Annotated in this window: 14 protein-coding genes; all 14 read left to right on the forward strand. The window is 64.4% G+C overall.

Annotated features, from left to right (window positions below; genetic code table 11):
* Nucleotides 1-192 precede the first annotated feature (192 nt).
* A complete protein-coding gene (locus RR51_RS05160; RefSeq protein ID WP_039612800.1) occupies nt 193-1,815 on the forward strand; it encodes a methyl-accepting chemotaxis protein in 1,623 nt (540 codons plus the stop codon).
* A gap of 5 nt (nt 1,816-1,820) precedes the next feature.
* A complete protein-coding gene (locus RR51_RS05165) occupies nt 1,821-2,327 on the forward strand; it encodes a chemotaxis protein CheW (RefSeq protein ID WP_039612801.1) in 507 nt (168 codons plus the stop codon).
* The gene (locus tag RR51_RS05170; RefSeq protein ID WP_039612802.1) at nt 2,324-3,601 is read left to right on the forward strand and encodes a CheR family methyltransferase; all 1,278 of its coding nucleotides are present in this window, start codon (nt 2,324-2,326) and stop codon (nt 3,599-3,601) included. Before RR51_RS05165 ends, RR51_RS05170 begins: the two co-directional genes overlap by 4 nt.
* Nucleotides 3,598-4,260, forward strand: coding sequence for a chemotaxis protein CheW (locus RR51_RS05175; protein ID WP_039612803.1), 663 nt, complete (start codon nt 3,598-3,600; stop codon nt 4,258-4,260). The genes RR51_RS05170 and RR51_RS05175 overlap by 4 nt, the downstream gene beginning before the upstream one ends.
* Nucleotides 4,257-6,560, forward strand: a complete 2,304-nt coding sequence (locus RR51_RS05180) for a hybrid sensor histidine kinase/response regulator (protein WP_039612804.1) — start codon at nt 4,257-4,259, stop codon at nt 6,558-6,560. The genes RR51_RS05175 and RR51_RS05180 overlap by 4 nt, the downstream gene beginning before the upstream one ends.
* On the forward strand, nt 6,557-7,570 hold the full coding sequence (wspF, locus tag RR51_RS05185) for a Wsp signal transduction system protein-glutamate methylesterase WspF (protein WP_013971215.1): 1,014 nt from the start codon (nt 6,557-6,559) through the stop codon (nt 7,568-7,570). Before RR51_RS05180 ends, wspF begins: the two co-directional genes overlap by 4 nt.
* A 51-nt stretch (nt 7,571-7,621) precedes the next feature.
* Complete coding sequence (wspR, locus tag RR51_RS05190) at nt 7,622-8,626, forward strand: Wsp signal transduction system regulator diguanylate cyclase WspR (RefSeq protein ID WP_003258607.1); 1,005 nt, start codon at nt 7,622-7,624, stop codon at nt 8,624-8,626.
* A gap of 111 nt (nt 8,627-8,737) precedes the next feature.
* A protein-coding gene (gene prfB / locus RR51_RS30050) for a peptide chain release factor 2 (protein WP_123084286.1) occupies nt 8,738-9,833 on the forward strand; the annotation gives its coding sequence in 2 pieces (ribosomal slippage) (nt 8,738-8,809 and nt 8,811-9,833; 1,095 coding nt in all).
* Nucleotides 9,834-9,925: 92 nt separating this feature from the next.
* Nucleotides 9,926-11,428, forward strand: a complete 1,503-nt coding sequence (lysS, locus tag RR51_RS05200; protein WP_013971217.1) for a lysine--tRNA ligase — start codon at nt 9,926-9,928, stop codon at nt 11,426-11,428.
* Between the two features lie 206 nt (nt 11,429-11,634).
* Nucleotides 11,635-12,339, forward strand: a complete 705-nt coding sequence (locus tag RR51_RS05205; RefSeq protein ID WP_039612806.1) for a TetR/AcrR family transcriptional regulator — start codon at nt 11,635-11,637, stop codon at nt 12,337-12,339.
* A gap of 29 nt (nt 12,340-12,368) precedes the next feature.
* Entirely contained in the window at nt 12,369-12,917 is a 549-nt protein-coding gene (locus tag RR51_RS05210) for a hypothetical protein (protein WP_003258915.1), read from the forward strand.
* A gap of 135 nt (nt 12,918-13,052) precedes the next feature.
* Nucleotides 13,053-14,330 carry a flavohemoglobin expression-modulating QEGLA motif protein gene (locus RR51_RS05215; RefSeq protein WP_013971219.1) on the forward strand — a complete coding sequence of 426 codons (1,278 nt, stop codon included), beginning with the start codon at nt 13,053-13,055 and terminating at the stop codon, nt 14,328-14,330.
* Nucleotides 14,302-15,225 carry an alpha/beta hydrolase gene (locus tag RR51_RS05220; protein ID WP_039612807.1) on the forward strand — a complete coding sequence of 308 codons (924 nt, stop codon included), beginning with the start codon at nt 14,302-14,304 and terminating at the stop codon, nt 15,223-15,225. The genes RR51_RS05215 and RR51_RS05220 overlap by 29 nt, the downstream gene beginning before the upstream one ends.
* Nucleotides 15,222-15,548 carry a hypothetical protein gene (locus tag RR51_RS05225; RefSeq protein WP_039612808.1) on the forward strand — a complete coding sequence of 109 codons (327 nt, stop codon included), beginning with the start codon at nt 15,222-15,224 and terminating at the stop codon, nt 15,546-15,548. Before RR51_RS05220 ends, RR51_RS05225 begins: the two co-directional genes overlap by 4 nt.
* The last annotated feature ends 21 nt before the right edge of the window (nt 15,549-15,569 follow it).

The following is a 15,569-nucleotide window of genomic DNA, read 5'->3' on the forward strand; positions in this document are numbered from 1 at the left end:
GTCACGACATTTTCAGCGCCTGTGAGATCGAGCGCCGCGCGGGCGGCGCTCGATCTCACAGGCGCTGAAAATATCGCGACAAGCACCCGGTAGCTTTTACTCCATTCCCGCATTTCAGCCGCATGAGCACTGGGCGCCTGGGCTATACTTCGGCGATTTTTCCCGCTCGTTGTGAATTCCTGAGGGCTGAATGTGAAGAACTGGACCTTGCGCCAACGGATCCTGGCAAGTTTCGCCGTGATCATCGCCATCATGCTGCTGATGATCGTGGCCGCCTATTCGCGGTTGGTGACCATCGCATCCGCCGAACAGGCAGTGGGGACCGACAGCATTCCCGGCCTCTACTACAGCTCGATGATCCGCAGTGCCTGGGTCGACGGTTACGTGGCTAGCCAGCAGTTGGTAGGCCTGTCCAACCAGCGTGAATTCACCTCGGCCGATGCGGAACTGTTCAAGAGCTTCCAGGACCGCCTGAAAGAGCACATGGCCAGCTATCAGGGCACCATTCAGGATGATGACGACCAGGCGCGGTTCGACGCCTTCATCCAGATGGAGGTTGCCTACCTCAAGATCATCGAGCAGGTGCTGGAAGCCTATCGAAAGCACGACTATGCCGAAGCCCAGCGGTTGATCACCGATGTGCTGACCCCGGCCTGGGTAGAAGGCCGCAAGCTTCTGAACGAAGTGATCGAGCACAACCGTGCCGCTGCTGACGCCGACACCAACGAGATTGTCGGTGCCGTGAGCACCGCCAAGGGCAGCATGATGGTTTCGCTGCTGCTGGCGATCATCGCCGCCGGTATCTGCGGCCTGTTGCTGATGCGCGCCATCACCGCGCCCATGCAGCGCATTGTTCATGCCCTCGACAAACTGCGCTCCGGCGACCTGAGCATGCGCCTGAGCCTGGACCGCAAGGACGAGTTCGGCGCCATCGAAAGCGGCTTCAACGAAATGGCCGAGGCCCTGGCCAACCTGGTGGCCCAGGCCCAGCGTTCGTCGGTGCAGGTGACCACCTCGGTGACCGAAATTGCCGCAACCTCCAAGCAACAGCAGGCCACCGCCACTGAAACGGCCGCCACCACCACCGAAATTGGCGCCACCTCGCGGGAAATCGCCGCCACTTCGCGTGACCTGGTGCGCACCATGACCGAAGTCACCTCCGCCGCCGACCAGGCCTCCAGCCTGGCCGGCTCCGGCCAACAGGGCCTGGCACGCATGGAAGAAACCATGCACCAGGTGATGGGTGCCGCCGACCTGGTCAACGCCAAGCTGGGCATCCTCAACGAAAAGGCCAGCAACATCACCCAGATGGTGGTGACCATCGTCAAGGTTGCCGACCAGACCAACCTGCTGTCGCTCAATGCTGCCATCGAAGCGGAAAAGGCCGGCGAGTACGGCCGCGGCTTTGCCGTGGTGGCCACCGAAGTGCGCCGCCTGGCCGACCAGACCGCCGTTGCCACCTACGACATCGAGCAGATGGTGCGCGAGATCCAGTCGGCGGTGTCGGCCGGGGTCATGGGCATGGACAAGTTTTCCGAAGAAGTGCGCCGCGGCATGTTCGAGGTGCAGCAGGTGGGCGAACAGCTCAGCCAGATCATCCACCAGGTGCAGGCCCTGGCGCCGCGCGTGCTGATGGTCAACGAAGGCATGCAGGCCCAGGCCACCGGTGCCGAGCAGATCAACCAGGCGCTGGCCCAGCTCAGTGATGCCAGCACCCAGACAGTCGAGTCGCTGCGCCAGGCCAGTTTCGCCATCGATGAGCTGAGCCAGGTGGCCGCAGGCCTGCGTGGCGGCGTATCGCGCTTCAAAGTCTGACCGCGATGAACGACTTGCAATCGCGCGCCGCGCGGGCGGGCAACGCCAAGGGGGCGTTGTACCTGCAGTTTCGCATTCGGGAGCAACGCTTTGCCCTGAGCGTGCACGAGGTGATCGAGGTGCTGCCGCGCCAGCCGCTGAAACCGATCGCCAAGGCACCTGCCTGGGTCGCAGGCATCCTTGCGCACCGAGGCCTGCTGGTACCAGTGGTCGACCTGGCGGCATTGAGCTTCGGCCAACCGGCAGCGCAGCGCACCAGTACCCGCCTGGTTCTGGTGCACTACCGAGTCGGCCTGCAGCTTGGCCTGATACTGGAGCAGGCCACCGAAACCCTGCGTTGCCACCCCGACGAGTTCCAGCCGTATGGCGTGGACAGCGGCGAGGCCCCGTATCTGGGCCCGGTGCGTCAGGATGAGCAGGGCTTGTTGCAGCGCATCGAAGTCAACGACCTGCTCCCCGATGCCGTGCACGAGTTGCTGTATGCGGGTGATCCGACAGGGATGCCGACATGAACGAACAGCATTTTTTCCGCTATTTGCGCGAGCGCATTGGCCTGGACGTGGAGTCGGTGGGCGCGCCCATGGTCGAGCGTGCGCTGCGCCAGCGTTGCGTGGCCGTGGACGCCGCGGACCTGGATGATTACTGGCTGCATCTGCAGCAGTCGACGGATGAGCAACAGGCGCTGATCGAAGCGGTCATCGTCCCGGAAACCTGGTTCTTCCGTTACCCCGAATCCTTCACCGCCTTGGCCAGCCTGGCGCACAAGCGCCTGGCCGAGCTGGCCGGGGCGCGCCCGCTGCGCTTGCTCAGCCTGCCTTGCTCGACCGGCGAGGAGCCCTATTCGCTGGCCATGGCCTTGCTCGATGCCGGTATCGCGCCGGGGGCGTTCATGATCGACGGCATGGACATCAGCCCCAGTTCCGTGGCCAAGGCCGGGCAGGCCGTGTACGGGCGCAATGCCTTCCGTGGCAGTAACCTGGGCTTTCGCGAGCGTTACTTCGATGCGCTCGACGAAGGCCACCTCCTGCATGAGCGGGTGCGTGACCAAGTCAGCCTACAGGTGGGCAACGTACTCGACCCGGCCCTGGCCAGCCGCGATGGCCTGTACGACTTCGTGTTCTGCCGCAACCTGCTGATCTATTTCGACGTGCCGACCCAGCAACGGGTGTTTGAGGTGCTCAAGCGCTTGCTGCATCCACAGGGCGTGCTGTTCATCGGCCCCGCCGAAGGCAGCTTGCTGGCGCGGTTGGGCATGCGCCCGCTGGGGATTGCCCAGTCGTTCGCCTACGTGCGCCAGGAGGGCGGTAGCGCTGCGCTGGCTACGCCCCCGGTCCAGCCCTTGCGGCGCACATCGCCAGCACCGGCCAAGCCAGGCTATCCGTTACCGAGCGCAGCGTCGTCGCCGCGCCCACTGCGGGTGCTGCCCGTGCCCTCCAAGCCAGCGCCAGCGCGCGAGCACAAGCGCGAGGAGGCAAGCGAGTTGCTGGCCAGCATCGCCCGGCTTGCCAATGCCGGCGCCAGCGAGCAGGCCCGTGCCGAATGCCAGCGCTACCTGGGCCAGTTCGCGCCTTCGGCGCAGGTTTACTACTGGCTGGGGCTGCTCAGCGACACCGAAGGCGATGCGCAGCAGGCTCTGACCCATTATCGCAAAGCCCTGTACCTGGAACCGCAGCACTCCGAGGCGCTGGTACACCTGGCTGCCTTGCTGGCAGCCCAGGGTGACCTGGCCGGTGCCCGGCGCCTGCAGGAGCGCGCCGCACGGGTTGGCAGGGAGTCTGAACGATGAAGGAATCCGCGATGCAATTGCTCGCCGAGGATGACGCGCACATCGACGACTGCTGGAACCGCATTGGCGTGCACGGCGACAAGCAGTGCCCGCTGCTGGAGCGTCACGTTCACTGCCGCAACTGCGAGGTATATGCCGCAGCGGCCACACGCCTGCTCGACCGCTACGCGCTGATCCAGGACCACCAGGCTGCCGCGGCGCCACCGGTCGAGGAGAACACTGGCCGCTCCATGCTGCTGTTCCGCCTTGGCGAAGAATGGCTGGCGCTGCCCACCGCCTGCCTGGCCGAAATTGCCCCGCTGCAGGCGGTGCATTCGCTGCCGCACCAGCGCTCGCGGGTGCTGCAGGGGGTGGCCAACGTACGTGGTGCGCTGGTGCCGTGCCTGTCACTGGCTGACTTGCTGGGTGTGCAGGCCAGCGCTGCCGAGCAACGTGGCGGCCGGGCGATGCCACGCATGCTGATCCTGGCCGCGGAGGGCGGGCCGGTGGTGATGGCGGTCGAGGAAATCGACGGCATTCACCGGCTCGACCCGCTTCTGCTGAACAGCGGGCAGGACGCCTCCCACTTCACCGCAGCGGTCCTGCAATGGCGTGGCCGCAGCGTGCGGGTGCTGGACGATCAACATTTACTGTCTGCCGTGCAGCGGAGCCTGTCATGACCCCAGAGCAAATGCGCGACGCATCGTTGCTCGAACTGTTTAGCCTGGAGGCCGAGGCGCAGACCCAGGTGCTCAGTGCCGGCCTGATGGCGCTGGAGCGTAATCCCACGCAGGCCGACCAGCTTGAGGCTTGCATGCGCGCGGCCCACTCGCTGAAGGGCGCGGCGCGGATCGTCGGAGTGGACGCTGGCGTCAGCGTCGCCCATGTCATGGAGGACTGCCTGGTAGCCGCCCAGGAGGGTCGCCTGCGGCTGAGCGCCGAGCATATCGATGCCCTGTTGCAGGGCACCGACCTGTTGATGCGCATCGCCACGCCTGGCGATGCCGGGGCACAGGCGACCCTGCCGGTGTTCCTTGCGCAAATGGCCAACCTGCTCGACCCGGGGGCGGCAGCCTTGCCCCCCGCGCCGCCAGCCGTGCCAGCGCTGCCGGAAACGCCGGCGCAAACCGTGCAAGCCGAACCTTTGCCGCTGCCCGTCGAACCCTTGGAGCCTGAGCCCGAGCCCGAGCTGGCCCCGCGTCGCAAGGCCGGCAAGCGCACCGGCGAAGGTACGGAGCGGGTGCTGCGGGTCACCGCCGATCGCCTCAACAGCCTGCTCGACCTGTCCAGCAAGTCGCTGGTGGAAACCCAGCGGCTCAAGCCTTACCTGGCCACCCTGCAGCGCCTCAAGCGCATGCACGGCCAGGGCATGCAAGCGCTTGATGGCCTGCGCATGCAACTGGAGGACAGTGGCCAGAGCAGCGAGGTGCTCGAAGCCCTGGCACAAACCCAGCGCCTGCTGGCAGAAACCCAGCAAATCCTGCAGCAGCAGGCTGCCGACCTGGACGAGTTCGGCTGGCAGGCCAGCCAGCGCGCACAACTGCTCTACGACACCGCGCTGGCCTGCCGGATGCGGCCGTTTGCCGATGTGCTGACCGGCCAGAGCCGCATGGTGCGCGACCTTGGCCGTTCGCTGGGCAAGCCGGTGCGGCTGCTGGTGGAAGGGGAGAAGACCCAGGTCGACCGTGATGTGCTGGAAAAGCTCGAGGCACCGTTGACCCACCTGTTGCGCAATGCGGTCGACCACGGCATCGAGCTGCCCGAGCGACGCCTGCTGGCGGGCAAGGCGGAGGAGGGCGTGATCCGCCTGCGGGCCTCGCACCAGGCCGGTATGCTCAGCCTTGAACTGATCGACGACGGTGCCGGCATCGACCTCGAACGCCTGCGCAGCAGCATTGTCGAGCGCGCCCTGTCGCCCGCTGACACGGTGGCGCGCATGAGCGAGGAAGAGTTGCTGACATTCCTGTTCCTGCCCGGTTTCAGCCTGCGCGACAAAGTCACCGAGGTGTCCGGGCGCGGTGTCGGCCTGGATGCGGTGCAGCACATGATCCGGGAGCTGCGCGGTTCGATAGAGCTGACCCAGCTGGCCGGGCAGGGCTGTCGTTTCCATTTGCAGGTGCCACTGACCTTGTCGGTTGTGCGCAGCCTGGTGGTCGAGGTGGGTGGCGAGGTCTATGCCTTCCCGCTCGCTCATATCGAACGCACGCTCGAAGTAAGTGCCGAAGAGATCGTGCAGATCGAGGGGCGCCAGCATTTCTGGCACGAAGGCCGCCACATAGGCCTGGTCGCGGCCAGCCAACTGCTCAATCGCCCGGCCGGGCAAACGCAGCAGAGCAACCTGCGCGTGGTGGTGATCCGCGAGCGCGAGCAGCTGTACGGGGTGGCCGTGGAGCGACTGGTGGGCGAGCGGGTGCTGGTGGTGATGCCGCTCGACCCACGGCTGGGCAAGGTGCAGGACATCTCTTCCGGCGCCCTGCTCGACGATGGCTCGGTGGTGCTGATCGTCGATGTGGAGGATCTGCTGCGTTCGGTGGAGAAGCTGCTCAGCACCGGCAGCCTGGAACGCATCGACCGCGGCAGCAGCGGCACCCGTGGCGTGGCGCGCCAGCGCATCCTGGTGGTTGATGATTCGCTGACCGTGCGTGAACTGCAGCGCAAGCTGCTCGGCAACCGTGGCTACGACGTGGCCGTTGCGGTGGATGGCATGGACGGCTGGAACGCCTTGCGTGGCGAGGACTTCGACCTGCTGATCACCGACATCGACATGCCGCGCATGGACGGCATCGAGCTGGTCACCCTGGTACGCCGCGACCAGCGCCTGCAATCGCTGCCGGTGATGGTGGTGTCCTACAAGGACCGTGAGGAAGACCGACGGCGGGGCCTGGATGCCGGCGCCGACTACTATTTGGCAAAGGCCAGTTTCCATGACGATGCGTTGCTGGATGCTGTGGTTGAGCTGATCGGAGGTGCTCAGGGATGAAGATCGCCATCGTCAACGACATGCCCATGGCCGTCGAGGCGCTGCGCCGGGCGGTTGCCCTCGAACCGGCGCACCAGGTGGTGTGGGTGGCCAGTAATGGCGCCGAGGCGGTGCAGCGCTGCACCGAGCAGCAGCCAGACCTGATCCTCATGGACCTGATCATGCCGGTCATGGATGGCGTCGAGGCCACCAGGCGGATCATGGCCGAAACCCCTTGCGCCATCGTCATCGTCACGGTCGATCGCAAGCAGAACGTGCACCGGGTATTCGAGGCCATGGGCCACGGCGCCCTCGACGTGGTCGACACGCCGGCGCTGGGGGCGGGCGATCCGCGTGAAGCGGCAGCGCCACTGCTGCGCAAGATCCTCAACATAAGCTGGTTGATTGGTCAGCAGCGCGCACCGGCCGCACGCCCGGTCGCCGCACCCGTGCGGGCGGCGTCACAGCACCGCGGGCTGGTTGCGATCGGTTCGTCCGCTGGCGGCCCGGCGGCCCTCGAAGTACTGCTCAAGGGCCTGCCGGCGGCGTTTCCGGCGGCCATCGTGCTGGTCCAGCATGTGGACCAGGTATTTGCCGCGGGCATGGCAGAATGGCTCAGCAGCGCCGCCGGCTTGCCGGTGCGCCTGGCCCGTGAGGGCGAGCCACCACAGCCGGGGCAGGTATTGCTGGCCGGCACCAATCACCACATCCGCCTGCTACAGAACGGCCAACTGGCCTACACTGCCGAACCTGTCAATGAAATTTACCGGCCCTCGATCGATGTGTTCTTCGAGAGTGTGGCGCGCTATTGGACCGGCGATGCGGTGGGTGTGTTGCTTACCGGCATGGGCCGCGATGGTGCCCAGGGCCTGAAGCTGATGCGCCAGCAGGGCTTCCTGACCATTGCCCAGGACCAGGCCAGCAGCGCGGTATACGGGATGCCCAAGGCCGCTGCGGCCATCGATGCCGCAGTGGAGATCCGCCCGCTGGAACGCATAGCCGGGCGCTTGATGGAATTTTTCGCAAAATGACGAAGTGTATTGAATCACGCCGCCAGGCCGGCAGTGATCGGGTGAACAGGTATGAATGATTTACCGATCGAAGGTTTCACGACCCCCAACGAGAACTCGGCGATGGTGCTGCTGGTCGACGACCAGGCCATGATCGGCGAGGCGGTGCGGCGTGGCCTGGCCAACGAAGAGAACATCGACTTCCACTTCTGCGCCGATCCGCACCAGGCAGTGGCCCAGGCCGTGCGAATCAAGCCTACGGTGATCCTCCAGGACCTGATCATGCCTGGCCTGGACGGGCTGACCCTGGTGCGTGAATACCGCAACAACCCGGCTACCCAGGATATCCCGATCATCGTCCTGTCGACCAAGGAGGACCCGCTGGTCAAGAGCGCAGCCTTTGCTGCCGGGGCCAACGATTACCTGGTCAAGCTGCCGGATACCATCGAGCTGGTGGCGCGCATCCGCTATCACTCGCGTTCCTACCTTACCCTGTTGCAGCGCGACGAGGCCTACCGTGCTTTGCGCGTCAGTCAGCAGCAACTGCTCGATACCAACCTGATGCTGCAGCGGCTGATGAATTCCGATGGCCTGACCGGGTTGTCCAACCGCCGCCACTTCGACGAGTACCTGGAACTGGAATGGCGCCGAGCCATGCGTGAGCAGCAACAGTTGTCGCTGCTGATGATCGACGTGGATTACTTCAAGGCCTACAACGACAGCTTTGGCCACCTGGCCGGTGACGAGGCCTTGCGCCAGGTGGCCGAGGCGATCCGCGGCTCGTGCTCGCGGCCGACCGACCTGCCGGCGCGCTATGGCGGCGAGGAATTCGTCCTGGTATTGCCCAACACCTCGCCGGGTGGGGCACGCCTGGTGGCCGAGAAGCTGCGCCAGACCGTGCTCGGCCTGGGCATCCCGCACACCGCGCCGGTGCCCGACTCGTATCTGACCGTGAGCATTGGCCTGGCCACCCAGACTCCGTCCATCGGCAGCCATAGCCGGCAACTGATCTCGGCTGCGGACAAAGGCCTGTACCAGGCCAAGAATGGCGGGCGCAACCAGGTTGGCATCGCCTGACAGGGCCTGCACGGTAATTGCGGCCATTCGGCGCCCGGCGGGTCTGCCGCCCTGCGGCGGACTCGGTTATACTCGCAGGCTTTTCACCGAATTCGTGCGAGTAGCCAGCCCATGGAAATCCAACCGATCCTGAACACCATCAAGGACCTCACCGAGCGTTCCCAGTCCATTCGGGGGTATCTTTGACTACGATCACAAGCATGACCGCCTGATCGAAGTCAACCGCGAGCTGGAAGACCCCAACGTCTGGAACAAGCCCGAGTACGCCCAGGCCCTGGGCCGCGAGCGTGCCATGCTGGCACAGGTCGTCGAGACCCTGGACAAGCTGTCCGGCGGCCTGGCGGACTGCCAGGACCTGCTCGACATGGCCGTCGAGGAAAATGACGAAGGCGCCGTCGGCGACGTCGTGACCGAGCTGGAAGGCCTGGAAGAAAAACTGGCGCAGCTCGAGTTCCGTCGCATGTTCAGCGGCGAGATGGACATGAACAACGCCTACCTGGACATCCAGGCCGGCTCCGGTGGTACCGAGGCGCAGGACTGGGCCAACATCCTGCTGCGCATGTACCTGCGCTGGGCCGACAAGCGTGGTTTCGATGCCACCATCATCGAGCTTTCCGAAGGTGAAGTCGCCGGCATCAAGGGCGCCACCGTGCATGTCAAGGGCGAGTACGCCTTCGGCTGGCTGCGCACCGAGATCGGCGTGCACCGCCTGGTGCGCAAGAGCCCGTTCGACTCCGGTGCCCGTCGCCACACCTCGTTCTCGGCGGTGTTCGTGTCGCCCGAGATCGACGACAAGGTCGAGATCGAGATCAACCCGGCCGACCTGCGTATCGACACCTATCGTTCCTCCGGTGCCGGTGGTCAGCACGTGAACACCACCGACTCGGCGGTGCGTATTACCCACGTACCGACCAACACCGTGGTGGCCTGCCAGAACGAACGCTCTCAGCACGCCAACAAGGACACCGCCATGAAAATGCTGCGGGCCAAGTTGTACGAGCTGGAAATGCAGAAGCGCAATGCCGCCTCGCAGGCGCTGGAAGACAGCAAGTCGGACATCGGCTGGGGTCACCAGATCCGCTCCTACGTGCTGGATGACTCGCGTATCAAGGACCTGCGTACCGGTGTAGAGCGCAGCGACTGCCAGAAGGTATTGGACGGCGATCTCGACCAGTACCTGGAAGCGAGCCTCAAGCAAGGGCTGTAAATCGCACACAACCGCCGCGGTACCTGGCATGGGCCGGTACCGCGTGCCCTGCCCGAAAGGGGCACCGAACACCTGATGGAAAGAATGACGAAATGAGCGACCTCAAGACCGAAGCGCAAGACCTGCAACAGGAAGAAAACGCCCTGATCGCCCTGCGCAAGGAAAAGCTTGCCGCCGAGCGCGCCAAGGGCAATGCCTTCCCCAATGACTTCCGTCGCGACAGCTACTGCAACGACCTGCAGAAGCAGTATGCGGACAAGACCAAGGAAGAACTGGAAGCTGCAGCGATTCCGGTCAAGGTTGCCGGCCGCATCATGCTCAACCGCGGCTCGTTCATGGTCATTCAGGACATGACCGGCCGTATCCAGGTCTACGTCAACCGCAAGACCCTGCCGGAAGAAACCCTGGCCGCGGTCAAGACCTGGGACCTGGGCGACATCATCAGCGCCGAAGGTACCCTGGCCCGTTCCGGCAAGGGCGACCTGTACGTCGAAATGACCAACGTGCGCCTGCTGACCAAGTCGCTGCGCCCGCTGCCCGACAAGCACCACGGCCTGACCGACACCGAGCAGCGCTACCGCCAGCGTTACGTCGACCTGATGGTCAATGAAGAAACCCGCCACACCTTCCGTGTGCGTTCGCAGGTGATCTCGCACATCCGCAAGTTCCTCATCGAGCGCGACTTCCTCGAAGTCGAGACGCCGATGCTGCAGACCATCCCGGGCGGTGCCGCAGCCAAGCCGTTCGAAACCCACCACAACGCCCTGGACATGGCCATGTTCCTGCGCATCGCGCCGGAGCTGTACCTCAAGCGCCTGGTGGTTGGTGGCTTCGAGAAGGTGTTCGAGATCAACCGCAACTTCCGTAACGAAGGCGTTTCGACTCGTCACAACCCTGAATTCACCATGCTCGAGTTCTACCAGGCCTACGCCGACTATCGCGACAACATGGACCTCACCGAGGAACTGTTCCGCGAGCTGGCGCAGCTGGTACTTGGCACTACCGACGTGCCGTATGGCGACAAGGTGTTCCACTTCGGCGAGCCGTTCGCCCGCCTGTCGGTATTCGACTCGATCCTCAAGTACAACCCGGAGCTGACTGCTGCCGACCTGCAGGACGTCGACCGCGCCCGCGACATCGCCAAAAAGGCCGGTGCCAAGGTGCTGGGCCACGAAGGCCTGGGCAAGCTGCAGGTGATGATTTTCGAAGAGCTGGTCGAGCACAAGCTGGAGCAGCCGCACTTCATCACCGAGTACCCGTTCGAAGTATCGCCGCTGGCCCGTCGCAACGACGACAACCCGGCTGTTACCGACCGTTTCGAGCTGTTCATCGGTGGCCGCGAGATCGCCAACGCCTACTCCGAGCTCAACGATGCCGAAGACCAGGCCGAGCGCTTCCTGGCCCAGGTGGCCGAGAAGGACGCCGGTGACGACGAAGCCATGCACTACGACGCCGACTTCGTTCGCGCACTGGAGTACGGCATGCCGCCGACTGCAGGTGAAGGTATCGGTATCGACCGCCTGGTGATGCTGCTGACCAACTCGCCGTCGATCCGCGACGTGATCCTGTTCCCGCACATGCGTCCGCAGGCCTGAGTGAATTGAACGAGCCGCCTTTCGAGGCGGCTTTTTCTTGCCTGAAGCTTTATGTTGTCAGTACCGGCCTCTTCGCGGGCACGCCCGCTCCCACAGGGACCCCACTACCCTCAGGCTGGTGCGGTCCCTGTGGGAGCGGCTTTAGCCGCGAAGAGGCCGGCACTGACGAAACACTGTCCATGAGGTACCCCCCCGTGACACCCGCAATGCCTCACCAGGGCGCCGCCGGCATCGCCACCGCCGTCGCCGAAAGCGTGCAATACCAAGGCCGCAAGACTGCCCGCCAGGGCAGCGAGCAGCGTCGCCAACTTATCCTCGACGCCGCCATGCGCATCGTCGTGCGCGATGGCGTACGCGGTGTGCGCCATCGCGCCGTCGCCGCCGAGGCCGGTGTGCCATTGTCGGCCACCACCTACTACTTCAAGGATATCGAGGACCTGCTGACCGATACCTTCGCCCAGTACGTCGAACGCAGCGCCGCCTACATGGCCAAGCTGTGGGCCAATACCGAGGTGCTGTTGCGCCAGTTGCTGGCCCAGGGTGACGGCAGCCCGCAGGCGCGGGCGCGGTTGGCTGACGAGGTAGCACGCATGACTGCCGACTACGTGCAGCGACAGTTGCTGACCCGCCGCGATTTCCTGATGGCCGAGCAGGCCTTCCGCCAGGAGGCGCTGCTGTGCCCGCGCCTGGCTCAACTGGTGTGCGCCCATGAACAGATCCTGCTGCATGGCACCCGCCAATTGCTGCAGGTGGTGGGCTCGCAGCAACCGGAACAGGACGCCCAAATGTTGACGGCGATTATCGAGCAGATGGAATATCAGGGCCTGCTCAAGGATGCGAACGCGCAAGCCGATGGGCAGATGCTCGCTATGCTTAGCCGATACCTGCAGCTGGTGCTGGCATCGGCCTGAGCCGAGACCGACTTTTCAAGGAGAACCTGATGAAAGCCTGGCGTGTGGTGTTGTTGACTTTGTCATTCCTGCTGCTGGGCGGTTGTCTGGTGACCTTCCACGAGCCGTTGCCGAGCAACCAGGCAGCGCCCAAGGCCCTGCTGGGCAAGTGGAGCAGCAAGGACGCCTGGGGCGAGCCGCTGAAGCTGGTAATCAGCCGTAGCGGCGGCGATGCCTACAAGGCGGTGGCCACGGCCAAGGGCAAGGCCCCTGAGGAATACGTGTTCACCGTGTCACGCCACGGTAACCGCTGGTACCTGTCGGCTGGCGTGCCGAAGCGCCTGGGTGGCAACTTCCTGATCGGCGGTTTCGATATCGTCGATGGCAAGGAACTGGTGGTCTACAACCTGGATGTCGAGCAGGTGCAGCAGGCGGTGGACAAGAAGGAGCTGACCGGGCGCAGCACCGAAGTGCCGGAAGACAACGGCGACGGCGTGCTGATCGACAGCCCGTCGGCGCGGGTGCTGGCGTACCTGGACGACCCGGCCAACTCCGACCTGTTCGTTGAAGTGGCGCGGTTCCAGCGCTCAGGCAAATGACCGTGCTGGCTTCTTCGCGGCTAAAGCCGCTCCCACAGGGACCGCACCGGTTTCGAGCCTGATGCAGTACCTGTGGGAGCGGCTTTAGCCGCGAAGAGGCCGGTACAGGTTTCTTGTACTAGAAAGGAGTCCCCGGTGGACGAATACCAGCAAACCATCCGTGCCCTGTCCGACCGCATCGTTGCGGCACAGACCCCGATCCGGGTTCTGGACGCGGTGAAGTGGGACGACAACATCCGCCAGGGGTTCCTCAAGGCCAAGGGCAAGGAGCCGCCGGCTGTCGACCGTGCCTACTACCAGTCGCGCCCGCTGGCGTTCGATTCCAGCGCGGTAAAGGCCGAGTTTCAGGGCATCGAGCGCGACATCATTCGCCAGCTCGGCCAGTTCAACCCGGTCGGGCAGATCATGAAGCGCATGTGCCGCGAATACCGCATGGTGGTGCGCATGCTCGAAGCGCGTGGAACCGAGGATTTCGGGCTGATCTCCCAGGAACTGTACGGCGCTGCCTCGGATGCCTTTCACGCTGGTGATCCGACCTTGGCCGACCTCGGCCTGATGCTGTCGGACTACCTGAACAACATCGATGGCCGTGGCGACCTCAAGGACGAGCCGAAGAACCTCACTGCCAAGGAAGCCGTGGAAATCCTCCAGCACCGGTTGAACAAGGTATTCGGCGAGGCCGAGGAGACCATCCGTGTGTTCGAGTCCGACGGTATCGTCGCCGATGCCGCGGCCGGGGCCGACTACATCAAGGTGCGTGCCGACGCCATGTTCAACTCCCGTGACGTGCGCGCCCTGGAGGTGCACGAAGGGCTGGTGCATGTCGGCACCACGCTCAACGGCCTGAACCAGCCGATCTGTACCTTCCTGGCCAAGGGCCCGCCCTCGTCGACGGTCACCCAGGAAGGCCTGGCCATCCTCATGGAGGTGATCGCCTTCGCCTCCTACCCCAGCCGCCTGCGCAAGCTCACCAACCGCACCCGCGCCATCCACATGGTCGAGGAGGGTGCCGATTTCATGCAGATCTACAACTTCTTCCGCGAGCAGGGGTTCGAGATGGCGCAGAGCTACAGCAACGCCAGCCGTGTGTTCCGCGGGTCGGTGCCCAATGGCCTGCCATTTACCAAGGACTTGTCCTACCTCAAAGGCTTCATCATGGTTTACAACTACATTCAGTTGGCCGTGAAGAAGGGCAAGCTCGAACAGATCCCGTTGCTGTTCTGTGGCAAGACCACCCTGGAAGACATGCGTACCCTGCGACAGCTGGTCGAGGAAGGCCTGGTCGAGCCGCCCAAGTACCTGCCCGAGCAGTTCCGCGACCTCAATGCGCTGTCGGCCTGGATGTGCTTCTCCAACTTCCTCAACCACCTGAGCCTGGACCGTATTGAAGCCGATTACGCGAACATTCTCTGAGTGCTGCCGCCTGTTGGCCCTGGGTTTGATCCTGCTGGGCCTGGGCGGTTGCAGCAGCCTGCTGTTCTATCCCGAGCGCGGCCAGCCGTTCACGCCCGAGCGGGCCAGGCTCGAGTACCGCGATGTCACCTTGATCACTGCTGATGGTATCCGCCTGCACGGCTGGTGGTTGCCGGCCAAGGACGGGGTCGAGGTCAAGGGGACGGTGCTGCACCTGCATGGCAATGGCGGCAACCTGCCTGGGCACCTGGGCGGCAGCTACTGGCTGCCGGAGCAGGGCTACCAGGTGTTGATGATCGATTACCGCGGCTATGGCCTGTCCCAGGGCGAGCCGAGCCTGCCCGAGGTGTACCAGGACATCGCCGCGGCCATGGCCTGGCTGGAGCAGGCGCCCGAAGTCAAGGGCAAGCCGCTGGTGCTGCTGGGGCAGAGCCTTGGCGGGGCCATGGCCATTCACTACCTGGCGGCCCATCCGGAGCAGCGCCAGCGTTTCAACGCCCTGGTGTTCGATGGTGTGCCGGCCAGTTACCGTGCGGTCGGGCGCTTTGCCCTCAGCACCTCGTGGATGACCTGGCCGCTGCAGGTGCCGCTGTCGTGGCTGGTGCCGGACGGCGACAGCGCGATCCGCTCGATCGAGCAGCTGAGCAGCCCGCCCAAGCTGTTCTTCCACAGCATCGACGATACCCTGGTGCCGATGGACAACGGCATCCGCCTGTACCAGCACGCGCCAGCGCCGCGGGTGCTGCAACTGACCCGTGGTGGCCACGTGCAGACCTTCGCCGACCCGACCTGGCGCCAGGTTATGCTGCGTTTTCTTGACGACCCCAGCCATTTCAACGGCCTGCGGCGGCTGGCCGAAGTGCCCAATTACCCTGACGAGAAGAACAAGCAATGAGTGAAGAACACAACGCCATCCCGCTGATCCTGACCGGTGTCGGGAGCATCATCGTGACGGTGGGGGCCTTGTGGTACTACGGTTACCTGCATTTCGCCAAGCCCGAAGATGCCCTGTTGCTGCAGGACTTCACCATGCTCAAGACCATCCCCGGCGAGGACTACAAGGTCTCGCTGGACCCGGCACCACAAATGGCCCAGTGCGTCGACGGCGTGTTGGTGCTGTTCGATACCCAGCAGAAAGGCCTGACAGGGGTGCTGGTGGACAACCGCAAGCGCGCGGTGCGTTGCATGGGCGAGGAAACCCCGCAGCAGGTGCAGTGAGCCATTATCTCTGCTGCCTGT

Source organism: Pseudomonas sp. C5pp (assembly GCF_000814065.1).
Taxonomy (GTDB): Bacteria; Pseudomonadota; Gammaproteobacteria; order Pseudomonadales; family Pseudomonadaceae; genus Aquipseudomonas; species Aquipseudomonas asiatica.